This window comes from Butyrivibrio sp. NATIVEDY162, assembly GCF_045999815.1.
Lineage (GTDB): Bacteria > Bacillota > Clostridia > Lachnospirales > Lachnospiraceae > Butyrivibrio.
Map to the genome: position 1 here is coordinate 3,565,809 of NZ_CP172573.1, position 26,281 is coordinate 3,592,089.

The window sequence follows — 26,281 nt, forward strand, 5'->3', positions numbered from 1 at the left end:
ACCAAGATGATATATAACCCATTTAAAAGTCTTAGATTCAGAATATTTTCACTTGTTTTCTTCACGGGGCTGATTTCATGCCTCGTGATTCATTCTGCGATTCTTGAAAGTTATGAGGATCGTGCAGTCAATGTGAGAGAGTCAGAAGTTTCCACACAGCTGAAGATTCTTGCAAATCACCTGATAAATTACAGCTATTTTTCAGATACCACATCAGATGTTATTAATGCAGAGCTGGATCTTTTGGCCAATCTGTATGATGGTCGTGTTATGGTCATAGACAGCGATCTCACCATTCGCAAGGATACTTATGGAATAAGTGAGGGCAAAACGATTATTTCCGAGGAAGTAGTAGGCTGCCTGAAAAACGGTATTAACGATTCTTCCGCAGTGTATGACAGAAATAACAGATATATTGAAATGACAGCTCCAATTATCGAGACACGTACCTATGAGAGTGGAGATGTTGCGGCTGAGAGCGGACAGGAGAATGTTATAAGAGGTGTGCTGCTGATAAGTGTATCAACTGATAACATAGCACAGACCATGGATATCCTGACGAGAAGAGCTGTAACTATAGAGGTTATAGCTGTTATTTTGATTTTGATCGTGGCTCTCTTTATGTCAAAAAGACTGCTTAAGCCTTTTGACAGGATTACTGCAGCTATCAATGACGTCAAGGCCGGCTTTACCAATGAACCGGTAGCGGAATCTGATTATTACGAGACAGAGCATATTATCAAAGCATTTAATCAGCTTCTGGTCCGTATGAATGCGCTTGATGCCTCAAGACAGGAATTTGTATCCAATGTATCTCATGAGCTCAAGACACCTATTACATCAATGAAAGTTCTTGCTGATTCACTTATCATGCAGGAGGATGTGCCAAATGAGGTGTACAGAGACTTCATGGAGGATATTGCTGCAGAGGTAGACAGAGAAAATAAGATAATCAATGACCTTCTTGAACTAGTCAGAATGGATAAAAAGGCTACGCCTTTAAATATTTCTTCTGTCGATGTGGTTCAGATGATGGAAGTCATCATGAAAAGAATGAAGCCCATTGCGGCGAAGCACAACATAGAACTGACACTGGAAACTACAAGAGAAATAACCGCGGAAATCGATGAAGTCAAGCTGTCGCTTGCTCTTATGAACCTGGTTGAGAATGCGGTAAAGTACAACAAAGATGATGGATTTGTTAAGGTAAAGCTTGATGCGGATCATCAGTATTTCACCTGCCGGGTGAGCGACTCCGGAATAGGAATTCCTGCTGATAGTATCGACAGAATTTATGAGAGATTCTACAGAGTTGATAAATCAAGGTCACGCGAGATCGGTGGAACCGGTCTTGGACTTTCCATAACCCATAATGCGATACTCATGCACAGAGGAACTATTGAAGTTGAGAGTGAGGAAAATGTGGGAACAACCTTTACTGTACGCATTCCTCTTATTTACATGCAGTCATTGGAGTGATGCATGCTTCAGGATAAATGCCTGATTGCTGCAATCTTGAGAACATAGAATATGAATAACACTTTAAAAAAACTGATAAACTTAATATTATGTCTTATGCTTATTCCTCTATGCATGGTTGGATGTACGGTAAATAGTAAGGTTGATAATGATAAGGTGATAAAAGTATATTACCTTAATTCCAAGGAAACCGGAATTGTTTTCCATGACTATGAGGTTAAAGCAGAATTGACAGACACAGAAGCAGTTATTAAGGAACTGCTCGATCAGATGAAAACCATGCCTGAAAAGCTTGAGTATGAGGCGCCTATATACGGCCCGGTCAATTTGCTTTCATATTCACTTAAGGCTGGTGTCCTTACGCTTGATTTTGAAAACTCATACCTTGGTACTGAGAAGACCACCGAGATTCTGGACAGAGCTGCTATGGTAAGGACCCTTACCCAGATTCCCAATGTTGAGTATGTGACTTTTACGGTTGAGGGTACTCCTCTTCTTGATGAAGACGGGAACATTATCGGCAACATGTCCGCAGATGATTTTGTTTATAACGCAGGTAATGAGATAAATGCATATGAAAAGGCAGAGCTTATCCTCTATTTTGCTTCTGAGGATGGGCAGGAACTCATTCCTGTTTACAGAAGTGTTGTCTACAACAGTAATATTCTGATGCAGAGACTTGTAATTGAGCAGCTTCTGGCAGGTCCTAATACAGACCTTGCATGTGCTTCACTTAACTCTCAGGCTAAGATCAATTCCGTCTCTGTCAGGGATGGCGTATGCTATGTTGACTTTGACAGCAACATTTTGACGAGAGTGGGGAATGTAGACCCCAAGATTTCGCTGTATTCTCTTGTTAACACAATCTGTGAAACTGCTGATGTTAACAAGGTGCAGATATCTGTCAACGGTTCCTCTGAGGGCTATTTTATGGAGAAAATTGCACTCGGTACAGTATTTGAGAGAAACCTTGATATAGTTAGACAGTAAGCTTTTCACAGTTATCACTATGTGGAAAGAGCAAAATGAAAAGACCATTATGTGCCGTCACAGGACTATTGGCGGCGACTGTCTTTTTTCTTCTGCAATTTCTACCTGCAGAAGAAATATCTTATCCCACGGATCGGGAAATTATTACGGTTAAAGGAATAATAAGTAATAAGGAGTTAAGAACAAGCCCTAAAACGGGAGAAAAGCAGCTTGTTCTTTACTTAAAGACTGACCGCGACAGGAAAATCCTGCTCTATATTGATGACTTAGGGTACAGATTGCCAATTGGCTGTGTACTTAAGGTCAGAGGTAAAGTTAAGAATTTTCCCGTTAGCAGAAATCCGGGCGAGTTTGACAGCCGGGAGTACTATCGCATTTTGAAAACTGAATATAGCCTTACGGACGTGGAGCTGTTGGGCATTGGCGGAAGCGAGGATTTTGTTTCAGAGAGCCTTTATGATGCAAAGCTCTATTTTGAAAGCATATTGGATAAAACTATGTCTGAAAGTGATGCAGGAGTTATGAAAGCAATTCTTCTCGGGGATAAAAATGACCTTGAGGAGGATATAAAGGACTCTTTTAAGAGAAATGGAATTATTCATATCATGGCTGTATCAGGACTTCACATTTCCATTATTGGCATGAGTCTGTATAAGCTTCTGAGAAAGGCCGGTGCAAGAATAATATTCGCTGCAGCTTTTGCAATATGCGTCATGTATATGTATGGCAACATGTGTGGCATGAGTACATCTGCTTGCAGAGCCATAGTGATGTTTGCTGTAAATTTGGGAGCGGACATAATAGGACGGAGCTATGATATGCTATCTGCGCTGTCACTGGCAGGGGCAATGCTCCTTATTTCACAGCCGCTATATATAAGGCACAGCGGCTTTCTGATGTCCTTTGGGGCGGTCATTGCCATTGGTTATGTGCTGCCTGTTATGCCAGAGTATATAAAAAGCGGGAAACTTAAGATAATTTCTGCAAGCCTTGCTATTATGCTTGTTACGCTTCCTGTAAATATGAGCTTTTACTATACCTATCCGGTATATTCTATAGTGCTTAATATTCTGATACTTCCGCTTATGTCTGTGCTGATGTTTCTTGGAATACTAAGTATTGCACTTGGGGCATTTATTGTACAGACCGGTATCATCACCGGAGCTGGCTGTCACTTGATCATCAGATGGTTTTTGTTTTGCTGCGATGTAGGAAAAGCACTTCCAAACAATACCTGGTATGCAGGACATGCAGAAATATGGCAGGTAGCCATATACCTGATATTTTTGATGATGTTTGTTTTTCTGGGGGGAAGGTCTGTTACACGTGCTCTTAACTTAGGCAGGAACAAGGAACGAAATAAGAGAATTATAATAGGCATAAGATATGTGCTTCTTTTTGCGGGACTGGTAATTTTATGCCTCAGGATCAGACCCGGTCTTAGAATAACAGCACTTGATGTGGGACAGGGGGATGGAATAGTTATAGAGACCAAAACAGCCAACTATCTTATTGATGGTGGAAGCACTTCCAAGAAAAATGTCGCTAAATATCAGATTGTGCCATTTTTATCTTACAGAGGAATAGGCGAGCTTGATGCGGTTATAGTAAGCCACGAGGATGAAGATCACATCAGTGGTATTTTAGAGCTTATTGATGCGATGTCTGAGAATGGAAGTATAAGAATAAAAAATCTTATTCTGCCTGATGTCAGCGATGACTCAAAAGGGGATAATTACAGAAAGCTGGTAGAGAAAGCTTTAGAACGGAAGATCCCGATTTCATACATAAGCAGAGGTGAGAGGATATTTAATGATTCAATTGATATCAGATGCTTAGCTCCTATAAAAGATATGAGTACAGATGAGCCAAATTCATACTCCACGGTTCTTTATATAAAAAAGGATGAATTCAAAGGCCTTTTCACCGGAGATGTGGACGGAGAAGGACAGGAACTTCTCAGAAAATATATAAAGGATAACTGTGAGGAATATCAGGACATTACATTATTGAAGGTTGCACACCACGGAAGCAGGTACACAAGTGATAAGGAATTTCTGGATATAGTTAATCCGAGGATTTCAATTATAAGCTGTGGGATCAACAACAGATATGATCATCCGCACAAGGAACTAATGGAAAGGCTTGAAAATACTGGCTCCGGGATATATGTGACTGCCAAAAGCGGCGCGGTTATCGCATCTTTTGCAAACAAAAAAATGGAAATAAAAACGTACATTGATTAATTCCTGAATTACCATGACTATGGTGGTGTTCGGGGCGAACACATTTTGTCAAGTACGAGTTATGAACAGAACTGTGCATATCCCGTCAACACAGGGCTGCCTTGTTACTATATAATGATACTTGAAAAGAAAGACAGAGGTGAGGGATGAAAAAAATTATCGCAGGCACGATATTGCTTTTCGTGATACTGCTGGAGATTTTGTGTACTACCCGTTCGGTTTACGCTTCGACTGATACAAATCAGGAAGCTTCTTATGAAGTGGTGGATACATCCGAAGGGACAATCGAGGAAGATTCCGAAGTTGATGAGGATGCAGAGGTTCTTGGGGAGAAGAGATCTCAGACTGACAAATTCATTATAGGGATAGAAATAGCAATCTCACTGACTTTTGCTGTGGGCCTTATAGCTGCAAGCCATGGGGCAGAAATGAAATAGTTGGGTATGAAATTTATAATATATTAAAAGACGCGGACTGGGGGGTCCGCGTTTTTTAACCCTTAAATTAAATTGATTTATAGCCCTTATTTACAAGAATGTTTTCAACTGCATATATGTCATCAGTATGCATTACCATTATAGGAAGGCCTGATTCACGGTTAAATGACAGGTAGATATAATTAACATTGATGTTGCTCTCATATAATGATTTAAGGATATTGTCCAATGCTCCTACTTCATCGGGACACTCAATGCCAAGAACATGAGTAGTCTTGCAGATATAGCCCTCGTTTCTGAGAACTTCTATACATCTTTCAGGTTCGGAAACGACCATTCTGATTATTCCGTATTCTGCAGAATCATTGGTGACTGATCCAAGAATATTGATATCGTTTTTTCTAAGAATTCCGGTGATATTCTGAAAACATCCCTTTTTATTTTCAGCGTAGATAGATACCTGTTTTAACATAATTGTTCCTCCTGAAAGCTTTTTTCTTTGGCTTAATTATTCTGAAAATTTAATCCATATCATGATATAATATACAACATATTGTGATTATGGGGCAAGGTTAAAATATGGCTGCAGGTAAAACATCAGACTATAAAGTAAAGGCTGAAAAGATAAATCAGGATATTAAGTCAGGAAGCTTCAGACCGGCATATCTTGTATATGGTGATGAGGCTTATCTCAGAAAACAGAACAGAGACAAGCTAAAAGCTGCCCTTTTGGGAAGCGGAGATGCCATGAATCTTCAGCACTATGAGGGGGTAGGAATAAATCCGCTTGAAGTTATTGATATGGCGGAGACACTCCCTTTTTTTGCGGAGCGCAGAGTTATAGTCATTGAGGACAGCGGCTTTTTCAAAAGCGGATGCCCTGAGCTTGCAGATTATCTAAAGCATCAATCGGAGACTACGGTTTTTCTTTTTGTTGAATCAGCTGTTGATAAGAGAAAGGATATGTACAAGGCCGTAAGTAAGACAGGTCTTGATATTAACTGCGAGACACCTGATGAGCAGCAGCTTTATAAGTGGGTTGCCATGAAAATGAAAAATGAGGGCTTTGCGATATCCACAAGAACTATAGCCTACTTCATTAACAGAGTTGGCACGGATATGTCCAACATGGTTCATGAGATGGAAAAGCTTGTCAGCTATTGTCTTGGCAGGACTGAGGTCACTGAGAAGGACGTTGACGCTGTCTGTGCTAACTGGCTTACCAGCAGGATATTCGAAATGACAGATGCTATAGTTATGAAGAATCAGGCGAAAGCCATGAATATCTATTATGAACTTCTGGCTTTAAAGACCGCTCCGGAGCAGATACTGGCGCTTATAATGAGGCAGTTTAATCAGTTGCTGTCAGCAAAGGAGATGGCTGAGCTTGGTGTTAACAAGAGTGTGGCTGCCTCCAAGCTTGGAGTGCCACCATTTGTTGCGGATAAGATCATGGGCTGGACCAGAAGCTACTCGATGAAGGATTTAAAAGATTCGCTTAATATGTGTCTTGAAAGCGACGAGGCAGTAAAGACCGGACGTCTTGACAGAATAATAAGTGTGGAGATGATCATTGTTAAGTCATCCTCCAGAAAATAGATACGAATAAGTATTGCCCCTTGGAAGCAACAGAACAGCTATTTTTATGTTATAATCGTAAGGCGAGTGTTTTTATAGGAGGATTTAGTTTTGAACAGACCAAAGCCGCAGGAGCTATACAGACATTTTAAAGGCGGAAAGTATCAGATCATAACTATTGCGAGAGATGCTGATACAGGCGAGGAGCAGGTTGTATATCAGGCGCTTTATGGCGATTATACGATATACTGCAGATCTCTTAAGGAGTTCACCTCAGAAGTTGACAGGGAGAGATATCCTAACCCTGATCAGAAAATGAGATTTGAGCTTTTTACCCCGGATGTGAATGAGTACGATATAAAATCTGATTTTGATGTGAAGGACGAAATTGCCAAAAAGCCTGCATTAGAAGAAACTGAAAGTGCTAAAAAGCCTGTATTGGAAATAGAAAGATCAAGTGACAAAAAATCCGATTCTGATACGGATTCCAAGAATCAGGAAGAATCTCAAAAAGAGAGCATCTTCGATGATGAGGACAAAGACGATATTAACGAAAACTATATGAATCGCACTATTGAAGAGGAAGCTGAGAGTTTTGGGATGAATCCTCTTGTGGTGCAATTCCTTGATGCGAACAGCACTGCCGACAGACTTGAGGTGCTAAGCCGGATAAGACCAATCGTTACAAATGAGATGATAGATATCATGGCGATGGCTATGGACACTGAAATTCCCGGAGATGATCCGGATGTAAGGTGCTCAGAACTAAGGCAGTTCCTTTTGACAAAGCAGAAATTCGAAGTCTCAAGACGCGGTATATGATAAGGCTTTTTGAAGTCTGATCATTGGAGTAAGACTGACACATAACGGTATTTACAGAGGAGATATGAGAAAAAATGAAGTTATTAAGTATTGCAGTACCCTGTTACAATTCACAGGATTATATGAGAAAATGCATTGACTCACTTTTGGTAGGTGGAGAAGATGTGGAAATCCTTATTGTGGATGACGGATCAAAGGATAATACAGCAGCTATCGCTGATGAATATGCTGAAAAATATCCGACTATCTGCAGGGCTATACATAAAAAGAACGGTGGTCATGGTTCTGCAGTTAACGCAGGCCTTGAGAATGCCACAGGATTGTACTTCAAGGTTGTTGACAGTGACGATTGGGTTAAGGAGATGGCTTATAGAAAGATTCTTACCACTCTCGAGGAATTTGTGGGTGGAGGAGACAGGCTGGATCTTCTCATCAGCAACTTCGTATACAATAAAGAAGGTGAGCAGCGTCACAAGGTAATGCGCTACAACAGAATGTTCCCCATAGAGGAGCTTTTCACCTGGGATGATGTGAAGAAGATTACGATAGGTCATTACCTTCTTATGCACTCCGTTATTTTCAGAACAAAGCTTCTTCGTGACTGCGGCCTGAAGCTTCCGGAGCATACATTCTATGTAGATAATATCTATGTGTTCAATCCGCTTCCGTTTGTTAAGAACATGTATTATCTGGATGTTAATTTCTATTACTACTACATCGGAAGAGCAGATCAGTCTGTAAATCAGGAAATTATGATCTCAAGACTGGATCAGCAGGTCCGTGTGAATAAGCTGATGGTAGACTACTATGTTGAAAACATCGGTATGATCAGATCCAATAAAAAGCGCTATCACTACATGTTCAATTACCTGGAGATCATTACAGCAATATCCACAATTCTTATGCTTGCATCCGGTACCAAGGAGAATCTTGAAAAGCGTAAGGAACTTATGAGATATATAAAGAGCAGAAGCATTCTTTTGTATTGTAAGCTTCGCTACAGAATAGAGGGCGTATTTGTTTACCTTCCGGGAAAGGGCGGAAGAAAGATTACTCTCACAGGATATAAGATAGCTCAAAAGCTTTATAACTTTAACTAATAATAAAACCTCATGATATCGCGATTTGCGAAGTCATGAGGTTTTAATAATGTTATACATTAAGATTTAAAAGGAACGATCCGGATTATTACTGAAGTACTTTCCAAGCCTTAATTCTCTCATTATGGCGATGATAAGCATTTACCACAAGTTCACTCTTGTATACTACAAGGTTGGTAGCTACTGCAAAAATGATACCGCCAAGAACATCGATAACCGAATGCTGCTTTATAAACATTGTTGAAAGAATGATCAGTATGCAGAATACCAACGAGCTATTCTTTAAAAGCTTACTAAAACGCTTGGAATTGGAGACTGCAAGGTGAGTGCCGATCGCATTATATACATGGATACTCGGCCACAGATTGGTGGGAGTATCGGTCTTGTACAGATTGGCAACCATGTGTGTAAATATGTTATCCCTGGGCATTACAGCAGGTCTCAAATACTGTATGTTTGGCCATATGGATGATATTATCAAAAACATCGTCATTCCGGTGAAGAAAAATGCTGCATTCTTGAAGAAGTCCTCCATGTCATACATGGCAAGGAACAGGAAAAAGAAGAATGCGCAATAAGCAAACCAGCCAAGATAGGGAATGATAAAAATCTCAAGGAATGGAATCTTATCATCCAGCGCGGAATGAATAACTGTATAATGTAGCTCCTTGGTACCCTCGAGGTGGAAAAACCATGTCAGATAAATGAAAGCGTAAATAATTACCGGAATCAGACAAATGATGGTATCCTTGAGTCTCTCTTTGGTCCAGGGTCTGTCAAACCATTTAGATGTTCTCTTTTTCATAAAACTATTCACCTTATTTCGTTAAATAACAACGATACTACGCTAATTAATATATCGCAGGGGGTCAATATATTCAAATGAAAATCTGTACAAAAATTCTAAAAAAAATATAAATTAATAAGTGCTTTTCACGATAAGAGGCATAATTTCTGCTTCAGACAGGTCAGTGTAATATGATCTGACTTAAGAAGAACCTCACCGTCTGTGTGTACCCAGAGGGGAAGAGCGGTCTTTATTGTTATTTCCTTTGCCCTTATATGATATATGCCCTTCCGTCCATAGTGCCAGCCAAAAAAGGCCAGGGGCAGAGCTTTAAAAATCTGAAAATATGACATATCTCCGCCGGCGATAAGATCAAAGCAGCCATCTCCAAGGTCGGCGTCGGGGGCAAATTTAAAACCGCCTCCTTCGTAGTGATGGATCATTGCAGCTGCAAAAATCAGGTGGTCAAGGTGTATATGCTCACCGGTGTCCGTGGTGATATCGCAGGATGGCTGATCTGCATGAAGGATCTGCTTAATAGCGATCACACCGTAGGTTGCTTTGCCAAGGCCGAATTTATTCAGCTTGTTTTTGGTTTTGGAAGAGAGCGCTTCTTCACATACTGCAGCATCAAAGCCAATACCGGCGCTGACATCAAAACGTCTGTCAGAAGCAATTCGCGAATCATGAAGCCTGGATAAGGTTTTTGTCATATGATCATAGTGGATATTACCTATATCAAGCTTTCTTACCACCTCTCCTTTTAAAATCCGGTCTATAAGATCGGAGGGATTCCCGGGGAAATCCAGATCCCTTACAAAATCATTGCCTGAACCAAGCGGTACAACTCCGAGGCGTACTCTGTCAAAATCCTGAATGCCTGATACCACCTCGTTCAGGGTGCCGTCGCCTCCCATGACTACGATATTTACAGGCTCATTATCATCGTCCTGATCGCTGCCTGGAGAGGTAATTTTTTTTACGACATTCATGGCATGTCCGGGGCCCTTTGTAAAAACTACTTTATAAGGGATACCCTGAACTCTGCATTTTTCTTCAAACATGCTGTATATATTTTTGCCGTGTCCCGATCTGGCAGATGGATTTACTATACAATAGAACATATTTAAATAACTCCCAACAAAACTATTTAGAAATATTATAACACTAATATTACTTGCTTTGGCACGCATACTATGCTATGATACATCACAATTGCTTTAGCACATTAAAACGTCAAATTATCGAAGTGGAGGAATTGCCGGTATGTATTCATTGGATGAAGTAAAAAATGTTGATCCTGAAATCGCTGATCTTATCGTTGAGGAGATGCAGCGTCAGAACGATCATATTGAGCTGATCGCATCTGAGAACTGGGTTAGTAAAGCTGTTATGGCTGCTATGGGTAGCCCCCTTACAAACAAGTATGCTGAGGGACTTCCCGGAAAACGCTATTATGGCGGATGCCAGGTAGTTGACAAGGTTGAGAATATCGCGAGAGACAGAGCCAAGGAACTCTTTCACTGCGATTATGCAAATGTTCAGCCTCACTCAGGAGCACAGGCTAATCTCGCTGTTCAGTTTGCCCTCCTTAAGCCCGGCGACACTATTCTTGGTATGAACCTCAGTCAGGGCGGACATCTTTCACACGGAAGCCCGGCCAATATTTCAGGTACCTACTACAACGTAATAGCATATGGTGTTGATGAGAACGGCTTCATTGATTACGAGGAAGTAAAGAGACTTGCAAAAGAACATCAGCCTAAGCTTATTATTGCCGGTGCATCTGCTTACTGCAGAACAATTGACTTTGCAAAATTCCGTGAGGCAGCAGATCTTTGCGGAGCGGTTCTTATGGTAGACATTGCGCATATAGCAGGTCTTGTGGCAGCAGGTGTTCATCCCAGCCCGTTCCCCTATGCTGATGTAGTTACTACTACAACACACAAAACACTTCGTGGACCAAGAGGAGGCCTTATTCTTTGGAATCAGGCTGCTCAGGATAAATATAAGTTCAACAAGGCTGTATTCCCGGGTATCCAGGGCGGACCTTTGGAGCATGTAATAGCTGCGAAGGCTGTATGCTTTAAGGAAGCTCTTACTCCTGAATTCAAGACCTATCAGGAGCAGATTGTGAAAAACGCAAAGGCACTCAGTGAAGGCCTGATGAAGAGAGGCGTTCAGATTGTTTCAGGCGGAACAGATAACCACCTCATGCTGATCGATCTCACCAATTTTGATCTTACCGGAAAAGATGTGGAAGCATGGCTTGATGATGCACATATCACAGCCAATAAGAACACAATTCCCAATGAGAAGCAGTCACCGTTTGTAACAAGTGGAATCAGACTTGGTACACCTGCTGTAACTACCCGCGGTATGAACGAGGAAGATATGGATAAAATTGCCGAGGCTATTTCCATTGTTATCAAGGGTAAGGGTGAGAAAAATGATGAAGCAAGAGCTATTATCAAGGAATTGACAGCAAAATATCCTCTAATTTGATATATTTATGAAAATATAGAGCTGACCTGAATTTTTTATAAATCGGGTCAGCTTTTTTTATATTTTTTATACTTTATTTCGAAAAGCGGAATCGGTATTTTGAATTGTGTATAAAATATACCTTTTTAAAACAATTTATCAGATAACCAAAAGATATTAACGAAATAATCTAATATCAAAAATAAAATATAAAAAATGTATTGACAATTATGAAAGCGTGTGTATAATGAGATTATAGACAAGAGAAAGAGAAAACTTCTTTCAATACTTCAGCAGACAGGCTGAAAGAAATGGAGGTACGGTCCAAAGGGAACTTAAGTTTTTACTCTAAATCTTAGTTTTATAAATTGTCGGAAAGGAAGGTATAGTCCGCCGAACTATTTAGTTAACACCACAGACAATAGTGAATTTCCAACACAACAAGCTTAAGTACATGACATAGTGGCGAAGAACTAATCGTCGAATTAGCCGTCACAGCATACGAGTGCAAAAGTTAATGGAAAGAGCAGGGTTGAGAAATTGGAGGTAAGTCCATTGGACAACGAACAATTTGAACATGCGTAAGGGCGAATGTATAGAAACAGATATATTCGCCCTTATGCTTTGTGTTGCTATTTAATAATATTTGCGGGCAGACACTAAATATTGTGGTAACAATTTCTGTTTTTGGTAGAACTTGTATGGCAAGTGTGTTATAATGTATCTAAGTTTTAAGGGGATTTTCCATGGGGAGGATGTATGGAAGATAAAATGAATAATAGTGGTTCTGAGAGAAATACTCGCAGGGAACTTAGACGACAGCGCAGGATGAGAGCACAGATTATCGCATATGCCATCACAGGTGTTTTGGGAATATCGGTTGTATCCGGCGCATTTTTTGCGGTTAATAAGATTGTTCATGCCATCAAGGCATATAATGAGCAGGTGGAGGAGACTGTTGCAGAGGCAAGAGAGGTAGATGTGGAGCCTGCTGCGGTTGCTTCTCCGGATGAGAATGCCGTAGAATCAGAGGTTATGAGCCAGGACACTATGCTGGATCATATTGTAGATACATGCATCTCTGAGATGCCTATTGAGGATAAGGTTGCAGGTCTTTTCATGATCTCACCTGAGCAGCTTACCGGTTCAGATGCTGTGATCAAGGCCGGCAATACCACGCAGGATGCACTTTCCTCATATGCAGTAGGTGGCCTGTTCTATGTTTCGAAGAATATTAAGGATGAAGCTCAGATTAAGGATATGCTGAGTACTACAGCATCCATGAGCAAGTATCCTCTGTTTCTGTCTACAGTAGAGGTTGGTGGAGAGAAGAGTATTGTGGCAAATGCTCTTTCTCTAGAGGCAGTAGCTTCCCCTTCAGAGCTTGGAGCGTCAGGTAACGCGGATGAAGCATATAATACCGCTTCAAGAGTAGCAGATTATCTTAATGGATATGGCTTCAATCTGAATATTGGAGTAAATGCCAATCTTTCAGAGGGTGGCAATTCATTTGGTACTGATTCACATATGGTATCTTCCATGGTTGCCAAGACAGTTGAAGGATTGCAGACATTTGGTGTATCTGCCGGACTTCAGTACTTCCCGGAGACCATAAACAGTGGCAATAATGCTGAGGGACTTGCTGATGTGCTTGCGCCCTTCAAGGCAGGTATAGATTCCGGAGCCAGCATGATCATGGTTTGTACAGCACCTTCTACAGGACTTACGGGAGATGATACACCATCATGTCTTAGCCCTACGGTGATCCAGGATGTTTTGAGAGGACAGCTTGGTTACGACGGAATAATCATCACAGATTCATTATCAGATATTGCAGACAGATATTCTTCTGCAGATGCTGCGGTTGCGGCAATTCAGGCAGGGGCTGATATGATTTTCCTTCCTGCTGACTTTATGGAGAGCTATCAGGGAGTTCTTAATGCAGTTCAGAATGGAACTATCAGTGAGGACAGAATTAACGAATCACTTAAGAGAATTTACAGAGTAAAATATGCAGACAGAGTAGATGAGATCACGGCAGAGTGATTGTAATAATAAGGCTTCTATGAGTGTTCTGCTCAATCAAATGCCGCCGCATCAGTAACGAATACTGATAGCGGCGGCTATTTTTAAGTACGCCTTTCGGCGAACGTTCACTTTTCATCAAATAAAGGAATCCATTATTGATGAAAAGTCTGTATTTGTCAGTCCGGATCTTGAATAGGTGGAAGAGGATGAAGCTGCTCTTGTTGCAGAAGTCTCAAGGCTTGTTGCAGCCTGAGATACTTTATATCCAAATCCTGCCTTCTGAGTAAACAGATTCTGTACAGCTTCAGGACCGGCTTCTTTTAGTTTATCCTTGTCAAGGGAGAGCTTGCCATTATCATTTACGCTTATCCCTATGGAGGAGAGCTCGTTTTTATATGACTTTGTTATTTTTGAAAGGTAATCAGCTCTGGTACTTGTAGTTAAATCCGATACATCTGAAGCGGAACTTACAAGTGTATTGTAATCCTTTACAAAGGCGGAAACAGCATTAGTGACCTTTGAAGTATTGTAGTCATAAACTTTGGTGTCCTCGCCGTTTTCATCCTTTACGGTCTGCCATGATTTGCCGTATACTGAATCATCGCCGGTCTTGGTGAGTTTTTCAATATCTGAAGCAACGCTCTTGGCATTTGAAGATATGGCTGAATACTGTTTCTTTTCAGCAGCCTTTGATTTATCGGTGATGTTATCGTTTCTGGTTCGGGAGGCTTTTTCCTCTTTGTCTGCTGAATCTGTATTCTCATTTCCTATTTTCTTATAATATGCAGATACCAGTTTCCCATAGCTGCCGTTTCTGATAGAAGAGTAGTCGGATAACATACTCGACAGACCGGACATGAGGTTATTAGAGGATCCCTGGCCGGGTAAACTTCCAAACAAGGTGGAATAATCCATGTTAACATTTATTCCCATACAAATCACTCCTTTGATATTCGGGAAAAGATATCCCGTAAAACAGCATCCGTGCTGTATGTATAATACCTCTAATTAATTTTTACATCTTACTTTGCAAATGTTCAAATGAAAAGATGATTAACAATATGAAGAATGTGTAAAAAAAAGCGCTTTTTCGAAGCGCCGATTCCTAAAAAGGCAGTAGATTTCTGCATTTGAACCAAATGATATGTTGTAATATAAAGCATTTACAAATATCGTGGCATTAGTGTAAAATGAAATGACTATCAAAAAGAGAAAGAGGCTGTGAACGATTTATGTCATCAATAATTCAAAGCGATCAGGTTTTTAATAATGAAGTTTCCTTTTGCAAGGTATACAGCAAGGAAAGTAAGAAGATATTAGAGGAACGTTTTCTTGCAAATCGTATTTCATATTATATTGACTGGCAGGATAAGAGCTTTTTACAGAGAATATTTGGTGCTGACAAGGACAAGATTGTGTGCACTATTCGTATTAACAGAGCGGATGTTGACCGCGCCAGAGAGCTTGTTTCAGGCCTTGAGGATATTAAAATAAGAGATTTTAGTGACAAGAGGAAGAACAGCAAGAATAAACCCAAGAAGAAATGATTACGACCTCCGGCTTTGACCGGAGGTTTTTAAGACTACAGATTCATTTGAGTTTTATATAGAGGATTTGATAATGAGAAACGATAATTCGGAAAAGAAAAAGACAATAAAAAGCAATGGTCAGGAAAACAATAATACAGCTAAGAAAAGGTCTGCCATTCAGAAAAAATCTGCAAACTCCAAGAATACTACATATCAAAAGAAAACTGCGAACTCCAGGAGCGGCGCGGAAAAGAAAAATACAAAGTGCCCTGTGTCCAGAAAGTGCGGTGGATGTCAGATGATTGACATACCCTATAAGGAACAGATCAAGAGAAAGCATAAGCGTGTAGAAGAGCTTGTAGGGAAGTTCGGCAAGGTTGAACCTTTTATGGAAATGGAACACCCGGAACACTACAGATGTAAGGTGCATGCAGTATTTACTCATGACCGCAAGGGCAATCCTGTCTCCGGAATATATAAAGAAGGAACTCACGATGTAGTTCCGGTTGATACATGCTACCTTGAGAATGAAAAGGCAGACGCCATTATAGCGACCATAAGAGGAATGCTTAAATCCTTTAAGATAAAAACCTTTGATGAGGATAACGGTTATGGACTTTTCAGGCATGTACTCATCAGGGTTGGACATAATACAGGTGAAATAATGGTTGTTCTTGTTCTGACATCACCTATTCTTCCTTCCAAGAATAATTTTGTTAAGGCACTTTTAAAAGAGCATCCCGAAATAACAACAATTGTAATTAATGTAAACGACAAGCGTACCAGTATGATCCTTGGTGATAAGGAAAAGGCTATTTATGGTCCCGGATTCATTTATGATACTGTGTGCGGGATGAAATTCAAGATATCTCCCAAATCATTTTATCAGGTAAATCCTGTTCAGACAGAAAAGCTGTATTCCAAAGCTGTTGAGCTTGCAGGCCTTACGGGCAAGGAAATGGTTCTTGACTGTTACTGCGGCGTGGGAACAATAGGCATAATTGCAAGCCCTCATGCTGCGGAGGTCATAGGAGTAGAACTCAATAAGGACGCTGTCCGCGATGCAAGATTAAATGCAAAAATGAACGAAATTAAGAACATTACAATTTATGAAAATGATGCCAGCCGTTTCATGGTTCAGATGGCAGAAGCAGGTGATCACGCAGATGTTGTTTTCATGGATCCGCCTCGTAGTGGTTCTACTGAGATATTCATGGATTCTATGTTTAAACTTAGTCCTGACAAAATTGTATATATATCCTGCAGCCCTGACTCTCTTGCAAGGGACCTTGAGTACATCACCAAAAACGGTTACAAGGCTGACAGGATCATACCGGTTGATATGTTCCCCTTTACCAGGAGCTGCGAAAATGTCGTTCTCTTGACGAAGGAAATCTGAACGGGAAAATCACGCTGCTGAGAGTACTGCGAGGTGTAAGCAGTAACAATGCACTTTTAGGGGAGAAAGTATAATGACTACAATATCAGATGAAATCAGGAAAGAGCTGTTTAAGCTTCAGGACGTTAAATACAGGGATTTTCAGGTCAAACTGATTCCGGGAAAAGATATAGACACAATGATAGGGGTACGTACGCCTGATTTGCGAAAATATGCCAAAAGTCTTGTAAAACGCGAGGACATAGGCGATTTCCTTTCGGATGTTCCCCACAGGTATTTCGATGAAGATCAGATTCATGCGTTTGTTATCAGTGAAATAAAAGATTTTGAAAAATGCATGGAGGAGACAGAAAAATTTCTTCCCTATGTGGATAACTGGGCAACCTGTGATCAAATGTCTCCCAAGGTGTTTAAAAAACATAAAACTGAATTACTATCTGCAATCAGCTCATGGATTATTTCAGACAAAACCTATACGGTAAGATTTGCGATTGGAATGCTTATGCAGCATTTTCTTGATGAAGACTTCGACATTTCATATCCTGAGATGGTTGCGAAAGTAAGATCAAAAGAGTACTACGTAAATATGATGATAGCGTGGTACTTTGCAACTGCTCTTGCAAAGCAATATGATGCGACTCTTCCGTTTATAGAAGAGCATCGGCTTTCGGACTGGACTCATAATAAAGCCATCCAAAAATCCATTGAAAGTTATAGAATTACAAAGGAACAAAAGGATTATCTAAGAAGTCTCAAATTAACTAAGAATCAGTAAAAATCGAATAAATATATATGACATAAATGGACTTGGAAAAAGAAATAAATAATACTTGACAATATAAATTGTACGCAATATAATCGAAACAAATAAAAGATAAACTAATTGCACAATAACATATTATTTATATTATTTTATGGAGGTCCAAAATGGGATTTTATGATTATTCTGTAACAACAGCTAAGGGTGAAGAGTTCTCTATGGAGAACTACAAAGGCAAGGTGGTACTTGTTGTAAATACAGCAACAGGCTGCGGATTCACACCTCACTATAAGGACATTGAGGATATGTATGAGAAGTTCCACGATCAGGGATTTGAAGTACTTGATATTCCCTGCAACCAGTTTGCCGGACAGACACCCGGTACTGATGATGAGATTCATGAATTCTGCCAGCTTCACTATAACACTAAGTTCCCTCAGATGAAGAAATCTGAAGTTAACGGAGAAGGACAGCTTCCACTTTACAAATTTCTCAAGGAGCAGAAGGGATTTGAGGGCTTTGGAAAGGGACCTGCAGCTCTTGCAATGGGTGTTATGCTCAAGAAAATTGACAAGGATTACAAGAATAATCCTGACATCAAGTGGAACTTCACCAAGTTTGTTGTAGACAGAAACGGCGAGGTTGTTGCCCGTTTTGAGCCTACAGAGAAGATGGAAAATGTAGCAGCATGTGTTGAAAAGCTCATGTAATAAAATTGTATCAATGATTCAGGGACTGTCACACAACCTTGTGTGGCAGTTTTCTTTTTATTTTACAATACAGAAAATAATAATCTTTTTTTTATCGCAAGTTAATATTTTTATATATCAACATGGGCTAAAATTATGACATAGTGGATGATTGTCAAAATGGGGGAAGCCTATGTCAAGTGAAGTCAAGAAGGTCAATCGAAGAAAAAGTAAGTATGCACCTGCTTTTATTCCGGAAGGAGTACCGGGAGGATTTTTCATATATTATGCTGAAGGTTCCGGTGAGCTGGTATACGCAGATGATAACATCATTAAACTGTATGAGTGTGATTCACTTGAAGACTTTAGAGAACTAACGGGGAACTGTTTTTGCGGAATGGTTTATCCGGAAGACTACGACCTTACACAGGGAGATATCAGCAAACAGACTGTGTTTGGCGAGATGCGACATGATTATGTGCGGTACAGGATACGTACCAAAAACGGAAATATCCGCTATGTCGAGGACTTCGGGCATCTTGTACATGGTAAGGATGGCGTCAGCTATTACTATGTATTTATCGTAGATATAGATCAGAACGAGTATTACAACAAAAATAAGAACAGCTATGCTGAGTCTCAGGTCCTGGAGATGAACAAAGAGACAGACTCTCTGACGGGGATGTGGAATCAGGCACACTTTTATCATGTTGTTCAAGGGCTTATGGCTAATAAAGATATCAGAAAACAGAGCATAAGCGTTATTTATTTTGATCTTAATCATTTCAAACTTTTTAATGAAAAATATGGATTCCAAAAGGGTGACGAGCTTTTGTATGATATTGCAAAGCTTCTGTGGCACTCTTTTTTGGAGCGCATGGTGGCAAGATTTTCAGAGGACCATTTTGTAGTTTGTACTCTGTCGAAGGATGTGGAGTCCATTGTCCTGAAGATTCATGAGGACGTATCAAGGCTGGTACCGGGAGCAAAGCTGGAGATCAAGGCCGGTATTTACAGGGTAGAGGATGAATGCAATGATATCGGTCTTGCATGTGACCATGCCAGACTTGCCTGTAAGAGTATAAAGACAAGATACGATATCCCATATGTTTTTTATAATGAAGACATTCATTCAAAACTTCAGATGCAGCAATTTGTTTTGGATAACATAGATAACGCTGTTGAAAACGAAGACATAAAGGTTTTCTATCAGCCTGTAGTCCGCACCAGAACCGGAGAAATATGCGGATACGAGGCTCTTGCAAGGTGGAAAGATCCTGAGAAGGGGCTTATTTCACCTGCAAGCTTTATTGATATTCTTGAAGAACACAGACAGATCCACAAGCTGGATATGTTTATGGTAAAAAAGGTATGCGAAGATTACGCGGCTCTCCGTGACAAGGGTGAGATGCTGGTGCCTGTTTCAATAAATCTTTCAAGGCTCGATTTTAATCTGTGTAATGTCATAGATGAGGTTGAAAACTGCAGAAAAAAGGTTAACATGCCTGTCCATATGCTTGATATAGAGATTACAGAGAGCGCTCTTACTGATGATGATGCTCTTATCAAGCATGAAATAGAGCATTTCAGGGAGCTTGGCTATCAGGTGTGGATTGATGATTTTGGAAGTGGATATTCGTCTCTTACAACTATTTTGAATTATAAATTTGACACTCTGAAGCTGGATCTTGCATTTTTGAGACAGTATGACAAAAATCCCAGATCCGGCGCTGTACTTGGATTTATCGTGCAGGCAGCTCACAGCATGGGACATGTGACACTTACAGAAGGAGTAGAGACTGAGGAGCACTTTGAGTTTCTTAAAACCATCGGCTGTGACAAGGCCCAGGGTTACCACTTTGGTAAACCGCAGCCTATGGAAGAGAGCAGGAAATACACTTCATTTAGCGGCATGACCTGGGAAAAGATTGAAGTATAGGATGATTTTTTATTCTTTTTCATGAAAAATATGATAAACTACTAGCAATATTGTTTGACGACTATAAAAGAATAGACGAGGAGGATGAAAAAATGTACGTTACTTGTTTGGATTTGGAAGGAGTTCTGGTGCCTGAGATATGGATTGCGTTTGCTGAGGCTACGGGAATCCCTGAACTTAAGAGAACAACCAGAGATGAGCCTGATTATGATAAGCTCATGAAATTCAGAATTGATATTCTCAAAGAGCATGGTCTTGGTCTTAAGGAAATACAGGAGACAATCGCAACAATTGATCCAATGCCGGGAGCAAAGGAGTTTTTGGATGAACTTAGAAGCATAACTCAGGTGATCATACTCAGTGATACCTTTACTCAGTTTGCTACACCACTTATGAAAAAGCTTGGATGGCCCACAATTTTCTGTAACAGCCTTGAGGTTGCAGAGAACGGTGAAATCACAGGCTTTAAGATGCGCTGCGAGAAGGGTAAACTTACAACAGTAAAGGCACTTCAGAGCATAGGCTTTGAAACTATAGCAAGCGGTGACAGCTTCAACGATCTTGGAATGATCGAGGCTAGTAAAGCAGGGTTTTTATTTAGAACAACAGATCAGATTAAGAAGGATTTTCCGCAGTTCCCTGCATTTGAGACATATGATGAACTTCTTGCTGCTATTAAGAAGGAAATTGCATGAAAAGAAATTATAAATTTACCCTCAGCTATGACGGAACGAGATTCTATGGCTGGGAGAGACAGCCAAATAAGGATATGACCATTCAGGGAAAACTTGAAAGCGTTCTGTCAAAAATGGTAGGACTTCCTGAGGGCGAGTTGGTTCAGGTTATAGGCGCGGGAAGAACAGATGCCGGCGTTCATGCCAGAGCGATGACAGCAAATGCTATGCTGGATACCGATCTGTCTGAGGAAGAGATTCAGAGCTATATGAACAAGTATCTTCCGGAGGACATCAGCATAAACGACGTAAGAGCCTGCGCTGAGAGATTCCACAGCAGATACAATGCGCTTGGCAAGACCTACAGATATACCTGTTATTATGGAAATACCAAGCCGGTATTTGACAGAAAATATGTGACAGTGCTTGATGAAAAGCCAGATGTAGAGCTGATGAAAAAGGGTGCTGAATTTATAATAGGAACACATGATTTCAAGAGCTTTTGCGGCAATACCAAGATGAAGAAGTCCACAGTTCGCTGTGTCGATAACATCAAAATCGAGGAGAGCGGTCCGCAGATAAGGTTGTATTTCCATGGAAACGGTTTTTTACAGAACATGGTAAGAATTATGACCGGAACATTACTTGAGGTTGGATACGGCCACATAAAGCCGGAAGAAATCAAAGATATCATCGATGCCTGCAATCGCCAAAAAGCGGGGCCCACAGCTCCGCCCCAAGGCCTATGCCTAATGAAAGTAGATTATTGAATATTGAGTATTGAATATTACGCCCGCCGGGGTATATATGTGTAATTTTTTGCTCGTTAAGCTTCGCTTATAATCGCTCAAAATCACACATATATACCCCGGCGGGCTGTTTGTTAAAGTTCATTTGCTACGGAGTAGGTGACTATGTAGTCGTCATATTCGGGAACCAGGATACCGAGATCCTGTGTATTTGAGCTGCCGCTTCTTAGTGAGTATGCGCAATCACCAATATTTACTGTGTCAAAGGCAACAGGTGTACCGTTTTTTAAAAATACGCTTCTTACATTTACACATGCAACATCTTCGGAAGAGTAGTTTGTTCCTGTGATGGTGAGTGCACTGTCTGTGCCGGTTTTCACATCAAGTCCTATGGCATCATACATACAGCTGTCGGTTTCTTCGGAAGATATTTCATATGAGAAACCGCCTGCCTCTTCGATGTCATCGTTTTTGAACTGGCCGTAGAGCATGAAAGACTGGCCGTTTTTTACAGCAGCTGTACCGTCTGTTACAGACTTTATGTGATTTCCGTCTACTTTTTGGGCATGGAATTTAGCCATAACGGAGAGATCTTTGCCGGAGATATTTTTTGCAATAAGAACATATCTGGTGTGCATACCGTCATTATCTGTGATGAGGTATTCGCCATCGATAGCAATGCCATCTGCGGTTTTGTTTGAAGCATATGATACAAAGGATGAAGTTGAGAAAATGCTGATAATTACAGCGATTGCAGCGATTAGACCGTAGATTTTTTTCATACCTGATACCTCCTGTTTCTTTGGTGCTATTAGGATATCAGACGAGGATAAACTTAGCGTAAAGTAAATCTAAAAAAACTATGTATTTGGGCCTTTTGGGCTCCCAAATTTTTGGGGAATAATTTGTAATATTTTCCAACTTGACAAATGCCTTTGTCTGAAAATTCATCTCTTGTATCAGAGAGCTTTTCGAAAACTATTTTTCCCTTTTTGTACTCATTAATATATGCTATAATCTAGTTTGGCTATGTAGATAGTCGGGTGTCTGAAAAGACATAATAGCAAGTTGGAAATGTGGTAATTTATATGGCGACGAACACGGAGGGTCGTGGATCAGGCGTGAATCGTTCCAAGCGAATCCGCTTTTTGAGGAGACTGATTCTTGCTTCGATAGCTGCTTCGTGCCTAATTCCTACGTGCATCTGTATTTTACTTGTTATTCGGAACGGACATACCAGCAGAATGCTTAATAAAGCTAAGGAAGAACTGTCCTGGTACGAAGAACATTATGGTGAGGAACTGCTGGCAGATGGGGAGATTGATAATCCCATCGAACCTGTACGGGCCAATGCCGCGGCGGTTACCGATGATAATACGGGGGAGAGTCCGGAGACGGAAGTAGCTGACCCTTTTGAGGAAGCAGAGAGCGCGGGTGATTTGGCTAAGGCAGATGGCGAAGTTTCAGGAGGTCAGTCTGCTACAGGAAAGCCGGAGGAATGGGACGGAATCAGAAGAGTGTATATAACCTTTGATGACGGACCCAGCACATCAACAAATACAATACTGGATATACTTGACCGATACGGTGTGAAGGCTACATTTTTTGTAAATGGTAAGGAAGGCAGTGAGCACGAGGAGATTTACAGGCGCATTGCCGCGGGAGGTCACACTATTGGAATGCATTCATACAGCCATAAGTACAGTGAACTGTATGAATCACTCGAGAGCTTTTCTGCAGATCTTCACAAGCTGCAGACATACCTGTATGAGACTACGGGAGTCTGGTCACAGTTCTATAGATTTCCGGGAGGCAGTTCCAATACTGCCAGCAAGGTTTCGATGGATAAGCTTATTGATTATCTTGGCCGGGAGAACATAGAATATTTCGACTGGAATGTAGCAAGCAGTGATGACAGGGCCGGAATTAACAAGGACATAATAGTGTCGAATGTCATGACAGGAGTGCCTAAGTTCCATGAGGCGGTAGTACTTCTGCATGATGCGCAGGATAAACCGGCTACGGTTGAGGCTTTGCCTGAGATAATTGAGCAGATTCAGGCAATGGATAACACAGTGATAGTTCCGATAACGGAGGATACGTTACCGGTTCAACATATCAGCAATTCTCAGTAATATTTGAAACGGAGGAAGAAAAAATGGGATTTTTTTCAGAGCTGAAAAGTGATCTCTCTCAGGCTGCAAAAACAATTATGCCTGAGGAAGGTGATGAGGCTAAGATCCTTGGGGAAACTGCAGAAAAAGAAAATGTAGTTAAGCCTAAGTCAGAGGCTGAGGTGAAAAAGGACCTTAACGATATGCTTGATCACCTTGATGAAATCAAGCTCGACGAAGGTGGGGCAGAAGAGACTGAAGAAGTCAGGGAAGAAATCAAAGAAGAGGTGAAGGAAGAGAAGGAAGAAAAAGTGGTTGCACCTGTAGCTGCAACAGTTGTTCCTGAAGTTTCCGAACCTGAAGAGGAAGAGCCTGAAGAAGCAAGTGAAGAAGCAGTCTTCGAAGAGGAAGAGGATACAGTAGCTGACCTTGCGGCTTCTCTTAGTGCGATAGAGTCTATTGCCAGCAAGAAGGCAGAGGAGGCTCCTGTTTACGAGGAGAAAAAGACAACAAATTATATGAATAATGGGGGATTTGATACTATGGACATTCAGCAGCAGACACCTACAGATGAGACAGCCAGCATTACAGAGGGTATGAAAATCATAGGTAACCTTGAGACAACAGGTTCTCTTGATCTTGTTGGTAAGATTTCAGGTAACGTGACATGCCTTGGTAAGCTCAACGTAACAGGTGAGATTGAAGGTGATTCAAAGGCAGCAGAGATTTACGCTGAGGCAGCAAGAATCACAGGTGAAGTTAGAAGTAACGGAAGTGTTAAGATCGGACAGAGCACAGTTGTTATCGGTAACATTTTTGCTACCAGCGCTGTAATCGCAGGAGCTGTTAAGGGCGACATCGATGTTCCCGGTCCTGTTGTTCTTGATACAACAGCTATCGTAATGGGTAATATCAAATCACAGTCAGTACAGATCAACAATGGTGCTGTTATAGAAGGTAACTGCTCACAGTCTTACGCTGAGGTTAATCCTTCTGCATTCTTTGAAGGACTTAAAGGACAGAAATAATGAGAATACTTTTAAAATTAAGCGGTGAGGCTCTGGCCGGACCAAACAAGACAGGCTTTCACGAGGACACAGTTCGTGAGGTAGCATTACAGGTAAAAAAGCTGGTTGAAGACGGTACACAGGTTGGCATCGTCATCGGAGGCGGTAACTTCTGGAGAGGACGCACTAGCGAAAGCATTGATCGTGTTAAGGCAGATCAGATCGGAATGCTTGCAACAATTATGAATTGCATCTATGTTTCAGAGATTTTCAGAAGCGTAGGTATGAAGACCAATATACTTACACCTTTTGAATGCGGTTCATTCACCAAGCTGTTCTCCAAGGACAGGGCAAACAAGTACTTTGAAAAGGGAATGGTAGTGTTCTTTGCAGGCGGTACAGGACATCCGTTCTTTTCAACAGATACAGGTGCAGCTCTTCGTGCAATTGAAATCGAGGCAGATTCTATTCTTCTTGCCAAGGCAATTGACGGTGTTTATGACAGCGATCCTGTTACCAATCCTGATGCTAAGAAATATGACATCATCAGCATTGATGATGTAGTTGCTCAGAACCTGCAGGTTGTCGATATGACAGCTTCTATATTGGTAAAAGAGAATCATATTCCTATGAGGGTATTCGCACTTCAGGAAGAAAATAGTATAATAAAAGCAGCAAGTGGTGACTTTAACGGGACCACAGTTACAGCCTGACTATATAAGATACTTGGGTTAATAAAAACTATAGAGAAATCTAAGGGATTCACCACAAGAGATAGCCCCTTAGGTCGTATTTCCGGAGGATGAGTGTATGAACGAAAAAGTAAAGCCCTATGAAGAAAAAATGACCAAAGCTTTTGATTTCCTTACAAGCGATCTTGCGTCAATTCGTGCAGGACGTGCTAATCCGCATGTACTTGATAAGCTTAAGGTGGATTATTATGGAACACCCACACCTCTTCAGCAGGTTGGTAATGTTTCTATTCCGGAAGCGCGTATGATTCAGATTGCGCCCTGGGATAAGAGCCTTATTAAGGATATAGAGAAAGCAATCCTTGCATCAGATATCGGTATCACACCCAGCAATGATGGCAGTGTTATCAGACTTATTTTCCCTGAACTTACCGAGGAACGCAGAAAGCAGCTCGCTAAGGATATTAAGAAAAAGGGAGAGGATGCTAAGGTAGCTGTAAGAAATATCCGTAGAGACGGCAATGATTCCTTTAAGAAGCTTAAGGGAACCGACGTATCAGAGGATGAGATTGCTGAGCTTGAGGAAGATCTTCAGAAGATGACAGATAAGTTTGTCAAGAAGATTGACGAAGCTGTTGAGGAAAAGAGCAAAGAGATCATGACAGTTTAAAGTAATCACCCAGCGTGGTTCTTTCGAGCTTGGTGTACTACTTTGTTCTGGCGAGGGCGCAGCCCGAGAGCAGAACTACCTTGTGAAAATGGTAAAAAATTGAGAGCC

The 26,281-nt window shown here is 40.9% G+C and carries 25 protein-coding genes; 20 read left to right on the forward strand and 5 right to left on the reverse strand.

The features are described 5' to 3' along the window. The first annotated feature begins 6 nt into the window (after window positions 1-6). The 4 genes from ACHCNF_RS15485 (at window position 7) to ACHCNF_RS15500 (ending at window position 5,152) form a co-directional block, all read left to right on the forward strand. Window positions 7-1,479, forward strand: a complete 1,473-nt coding sequence (locus tag ACHCNF_RS15485) for a sensor histidine kinase (protein ID WP_408070639.1) — start codon at window positions 7-9, stop codon at window positions 1,477-1,479. Window positions 1,480-1,530: 51 nt separating this feature from the next. Next, complete coding sequence (locus ACHCNF_RS15490; protein WP_408070640.1) at window positions 1,531-2,469, forward strand: GerMN domain-containing protein; 939 nt, start codon at window positions 1,531-1,533, stop codon at window positions 2,467-2,469. A 35-nt stretch (window positions 2,470-2,504) separates the two neighbouring features. Further along, window positions 2,505-4,715 carry a DNA internalization-related competence protein ComEC/Rec2 gene (locus ACHCNF_RS15495; protein WP_408070641.1) on the forward strand — a complete coding sequence of 737 codons (2,211 nt, stop codon included), beginning with the start codon at window positions 2,505-2,507 and terminating at the stop codon, window positions 4,713-4,715. A gap of 146 nt (window positions 4,716-4,861) precedes the next feature. Next, complete coding sequence (locus tag ACHCNF_RS15500) at window positions 4,862-5,152, forward strand: hypothetical protein (protein WP_408070642.1); 291 nt, start codon at window positions 4,862-4,864, stop codon at window positions 5,150-5,152. Window positions 5,153-5,219: 67 nt separating this feature from the next. Here ACHCNF_RS15500 and ACHCNF_RS15505 read toward each other — a convergent pair whose 3' ends face one another. After that, window positions 5,220-5,624 carry an ACT domain-containing protein gene (locus ACHCNF_RS15505; RefSeq protein ID WP_408070643.1) on the reverse strand — a complete coding sequence of 135 codons (405 nt, stop codon included), beginning with the start codon at window positions 5,622-5,624 and terminating at the stop codon, window positions 5,220-5,222. A 107-nt stretch (window positions 5,625-5,731) separates the two neighbouring features. Between ACHCNF_RS15505 and holA the strand changes: the two genes are divergently transcribed. The 3 genes from holA (at window position 5,732) to ACHCNF_RS15520 (ending at window position 8,652) form a co-directional block, all read left to right on the forward strand. Beyond that, the gene (holA, locus tag ACHCNF_RS15510) at window positions 5,732-6,751 is read left to right on the forward strand and encodes a DNA polymerase III subunit delta (RefSeq protein WP_408070644.1); all 1,020 of its coding nucleotides are present in this window, start codon (window positions 5,732-5,734) and stop codon (window positions 6,749-6,751) included. Between the two features lie 90 nt (window positions 6,752-6,841). Then, window positions 6,842-7,552 (forward strand): DUF1653 domain-containing protein, encoded by a 711-nt coding sequence (locus ACHCNF_RS15515; RefSeq protein WP_408070645.1) that lies wholly within the window; start codon window positions 6,842-6,844, stop codon window positions 7,550-7,552. Between the two features lie 74 nt (window positions 7,553-7,626). Next, the gene (locus ACHCNF_RS15520; RefSeq protein ID WP_408070646.1) at window positions 7,627-8,652 is read left to right on the forward strand and encodes a glycosyltransferase family 2 protein; all 1,026 of its coding nucleotides are present in this window, start codon (window positions 7,627-7,629) and stop codon (window positions 8,650-8,652) included. Between the two features lie 88 nt (window positions 8,653-8,740). On the opposite strand, the gene ACHCNF_RS15525 is transcribed toward ACHCNF_RS15520, so the two are convergent. Beyond that, complete coding sequence (locus ACHCNF_RS15525; RefSeq protein WP_408070647.1) at window positions 8,741-9,457, reverse strand: phosphatase PAP2 family protein; 717 nt, start codon at window positions 9,455-9,457, stop codon at window positions 8,741-8,743. Window positions 9,458-9,585: 128 nt separating this feature from the next. Continuing rightward, window positions 9,586-10,563 (reverse strand): diacylglycerol/lipid kinase family protein, encoded by a 978-nt coding sequence (locus ACHCNF_RS15530; protein ID WP_408070648.1) that lies wholly within the window; start codon window positions 10,561-10,563, stop codon window positions 9,586-9,588. A 142-nt stretch (window positions 10,564-10,705) separates the two neighbouring features. Here ACHCNF_RS15530 and glyA point away from each other — a divergent pair, with 142 nt between their 5' ends. Both glyA and ACHCNF_RS15540 read left to right on the forward strand, forming a co-directional pair. After that, complete coding sequence (glyA, locus tag ACHCNF_RS15535) at window positions 10,706-11,944, forward strand: serine hydroxymethyltransferase (RefSeq protein ID WP_408070649.1); 1,239 nt, start codon at window positions 10,706-10,708, stop codon at window positions 11,942-11,944. A gap of 738 nt (window positions 11,945-12,682) precedes the next feature. Further along, complete coding sequence (locus tag ACHCNF_RS15540; protein ID WP_408070650.1) at window positions 12,683-13,969, forward strand: glycoside hydrolase family 3 N-terminal domain-containing protein; 1,287 nt, start codon at window positions 12,683-12,685, stop codon at window positions 13,967-13,969. Window positions 13,970-14,086: 117 nt separating this feature from the next. On the opposite strand, the gene fliD is transcribed toward ACHCNF_RS15540, so the two are convergent. After that, window positions 14,087-14,884: a flagellar filament capping protein FliD gene (gene fliD, locus ACHCNF_RS15545; protein WP_408070651.1), complete on the reverse strand. Its 798-nt coding sequence runs from the start codon at window positions 14,882-14,884 to the stop codon at window positions 14,087-14,089. A 299-nt stretch (window positions 14,885-15,183) separates the two neighbouring features. Here fliD and ACHCNF_RS15550 point away from each other — a divergent pair, with 299 nt between their 5' ends. The 7 genes from ACHCNF_RS15550 (at window position 15,184) to truA (ending at window position 21,711) form a co-directional block, all read left to right on the forward strand. Next, window positions 15,184-15,498 (forward strand): hypothetical protein, encoded by a 315-nt coding sequence (locus ACHCNF_RS15550; RefSeq protein WP_408070652.1) that lies wholly within the window; start codon window positions 15,184-15,186, stop codon window positions 15,496-15,498. 73 nt (window positions 15,499-15,571) lie between these two features. Continuing rightward, window positions 15,572-16,879: a 23S rRNA (uracil(1939)-C(5))-methyltransferase RlmD gene (rlmD, locus tag ACHCNF_RS15555; protein ID WP_408070653.1), complete on the forward strand. Its 1,308-nt coding sequence runs from the start codon at window positions 15,572-15,574 to the stop codon at window positions 16,877-16,879. A 73-nt stretch (window positions 16,880-16,952) separates the two neighbouring features. Then, the gene (locus ACHCNF_RS15560) at window positions 16,953-17,654 is read left to right on the forward strand and encodes a DNA alkylation repair protein (RefSeq protein WP_408070654.1); all 702 of its coding nucleotides are present in this window, start codon (window positions 16,953-16,955) and stop codon (window positions 17,652-17,654) included. 152 nt (window positions 17,655-17,806) lie between these two features. After that, window positions 17,807-18,349: a glutathione peroxidase gene (locus ACHCNF_RS15565; protein ID WP_408070655.1), complete on the forward strand. Its 543-nt coding sequence runs from the start codon at window positions 17,807-17,809 to the stop codon at window positions 18,347-18,349. Window positions 18,350-18,521: 172 nt separating this feature from the next. Next, window positions 18,522-20,267: a bifunctional diguanylate cyclase/phosphodiesterase gene (locus ACHCNF_RS15570; protein WP_408070656.1), complete on the forward strand. Its 1,746-nt coding sequence runs from the start codon at window positions 18,522-18,524 to the stop codon at window positions 20,265-20,267. A 92-nt stretch (window positions 20,268-20,359) separates the two neighbouring features. Further along, window positions 20,360-20,962: a bifunctional phosphoserine phosphatase/homoserine phosphotransferase ThrH gene (gene thrH, locus ACHCNF_RS15575; RefSeq protein ID WP_408070657.1), complete on the forward strand. Its 603-nt coding sequence runs from the start codon at window positions 20,360-20,362 to the stop codon at window positions 20,960-20,962. Further along, window positions 20,959-21,711, forward strand: a complete 753-nt coding sequence (gene truA / locus ACHCNF_RS15580; protein ID WP_408070658.1) for a tRNA pseudouridine(38-40) synthase TruA — start codon at window positions 20,959-20,961, stop codon at window positions 21,709-21,711. Before thrH ends, truA begins: the two co-directional genes overlap by 4 nt. 113 nt (window positions 21,712-21,824) lie before the next feature. On the opposite strand, the gene ACHCNF_RS15585 is transcribed toward truA, so the two are convergent. Then, on the reverse strand, window positions 21,825-22,472 hold the full coding sequence (locus tag ACHCNF_RS15585; RefSeq protein WP_408070659.1) for a hypothetical protein: 648 nt from the start codon (window positions 22,470-22,472) through the stop codon (window positions 21,825-21,827). Between the two features lie 306 nt (window positions 22,473-22,778). On the opposite strand from ACHCNF_RS15585, the gene ACHCNF_RS15590 reads away from it, so the two are divergent. From ACHCNF_RS15590 to frr, 4 genes are all read left to right on the forward strand, one after another. Then, entirely contained in the window at window positions 22,779-23,825 is a 1,047-nt protein-coding gene (locus tag ACHCNF_RS15590; RefSeq protein ID WP_408070660.1) for a polysaccharide deacetylase family protein, read from the forward strand. Between the two features lie 23 nt (window positions 23,826-23,848). Further along, window positions 23,849-24,832 carry a polymer-forming cytoskeletal protein gene (locus ACHCNF_RS15595; protein WP_408070661.1) on the forward strand — a complete coding sequence of 328 codons (984 nt, stop codon included), beginning with the start codon at window positions 23,849-23,851 and terminating at the stop codon, window positions 24,830-24,832. Next, a complete protein-coding gene (gene pyrH, locus ACHCNF_RS15600) occupies window positions 24,832-25,524 on the forward strand; it encodes a UMP kinase (protein WP_408070662.1) in 693 nt (230 codons plus the stop codon). Before ACHCNF_RS15595 ends, pyrH begins: the two co-directional genes overlap by 1 nt. 97 nt (window positions 25,525-25,621) lie before the next feature. After that, complete coding sequence (gene frr, locus ACHCNF_RS15605) at window positions 25,622-26,173, forward strand: ribosome recycling factor (protein WP_408070663.1); 552 nt, start codon at window positions 25,622-25,624, stop codon at window positions 26,171-26,173. Window positions 26,174-26,281: the final 108 nt, after the last annotated feature.

Bases quoted from the DNA above. Each gene is read 5' to 3' on its own strand.
- ACHCNF_RS15520 (WP_408070646.1), top strand. From the start codon at position 7,627: ATGAAGTTATTAAGTATTGCAGTACCCTGTTACAATTCACAGGATTAT.
- ACHCNF_RS15585 (WP_408070659.1), bottom strand. From the start codon at position 22,472: ATGAAAAAAATCTACGGTCTAATCGCTGCAATCGCTGTAATTATCAGC.
- truA (WP_408070658.1), top strand. From the start codon at position 20,959: ATGAAAAGAAATTATAAATTTACCCTCAGCTATGACGGAACGAGATTC.
- thrH (WP_408070657.1), top strand. From the start codon at position 20,360: ATGTACGTTACTTGTTTGGATTTGGAAGGAGTTCTGGTGCCTGAGATA.
- ACHCNF_RS15560 (WP_408070654.1), top strand. From the start codon at position 16,953: ATGACTACAATATCAGATGAAATCAGGAAAGAGCTGTTTAAGCTTCAG.
- ACHCNF_RS15525 (WP_408070647.1), bottom strand. From the start codon at position 9,457: ATGAAAAAGAGAACATCTAAATGGTTTGACAGACCCTGGACCAAAGAG.
- ACHCNF_RS15485 (WP_408070639.1), top strand. From the start codon at position 7: ATGATATATAACCCATTTAAAAGTCTTAGATTCAGAATATTTTCACTT.
- ACHCNF_RS15570 (WP_408070656.1), top strand. From the start codon at position 18,522: ATGTCAAGTGAAGTCAAGAAGGTCAATCGAAGAAAAAGTAAGTATGCA.
- ACHCNF_RS15505 (WP_408070643.1), bottom strand. From the start codon at position 5,624: ATGTTAAAACAGGTATCTATCTACGCTGAAAATAAAAAGGGATGTTTT.
- glyA (WP_408070649.1), top strand. From the start codon at position 10,706: ATGTATTCATTGGATGAAGTAAAAAATGTTGATCCTGAAATCGCTGAT.
- fliD (WP_408070651.1), bottom strand. From the start codon at position 14,884: ATGGGAATAAATGTTAACATGGATTATTCCACCTTGTTTGGAAGTTTA.
- holA (WP_408070644.1), top strand. From the start codon at position 5,732: ATGGCTGCAGGTAAAACATCAGACTATAAAGTAAAGGCTGAAAAGATA.
- ACHCNF_RS15495 (WP_408070641.1), top strand. From the start codon at position 2,505: ATGAAAAGACCATTATGTGCCGTCACAGGACTATTGGCGGCGACTGTC.
- ACHCNF_RS15550 (WP_408070652.1), top strand. From the start codon at position 15,184: ATGTCATCAATAATTCAAAGCGATCAGGTTTTTAATAATGAAGTTTCC.
- ACHCNF_RS15500 (WP_408070642.1), top strand. From the start codon at position 4,862: ATGAAAAAAATTATCGCAGGCACGATATTGCTTTTCGTGATACTGCTG.
- frr (WP_408070663.1), top strand. From the start codon at position 25,622: ATGAACGAAAAAGTAAAGCCCTATGAAGAAAAAATGACCAAAGCTTTT.
- ACHCNF_RS15595 (WP_408070661.1), top strand. From the start codon at position 23,849: ATGGGATTTTTTTCAGAGCTGAAAAGTGATCTCTCTCAGGCTGCAAAA.
- ACHCNF_RS15530 (WP_408070648.1), bottom strand. From the start codon at position 10,563: ATGTTCTATTGTATAGTAAATCCATCTGCCAGATCGGGACACGGCAAA.
- ACHCNF_RS15490 (WP_408070640.1), top strand. From the start codon at position 1,531: ATGAATAACACTTTAAAAAAACTGATAAACTTAATATTATGTCTTATG.
- pyrH (WP_408070662.1), top strand. From the start codon at position 24,832: ATGAGAATACTTTTAAAATTAAGCGGTGAGGCTCTGGCCGGACCAAAC.
- ACHCNF_RS15540 (WP_408070650.1), top strand. From the start codon at position 12,683: ATGGAAGATAAAATGAATAATAGTGGTTCTGAGAGAAATACTCGCAGG.
- rlmD (WP_408070653.1), top strand. From the start codon at position 15,572: ATGAGAAACGATAATTCGGAAAAGAAAAAGACAATAAAAAGCAATGGT.
- ACHCNF_RS15565 (WP_408070655.1), top strand. From the start codon at position 17,807: ATGGGATTTTATGATTATTCTGTAACAACAGCTAAGGGTGAAGAGTTC.
- ACHCNF_RS15590 (WP_408070660.1), top strand. From the start codon at position 22,779: ATGGCGACGAACACGGAGGGTCGTGGATCAGGCGTGAATCGTTCCAAG.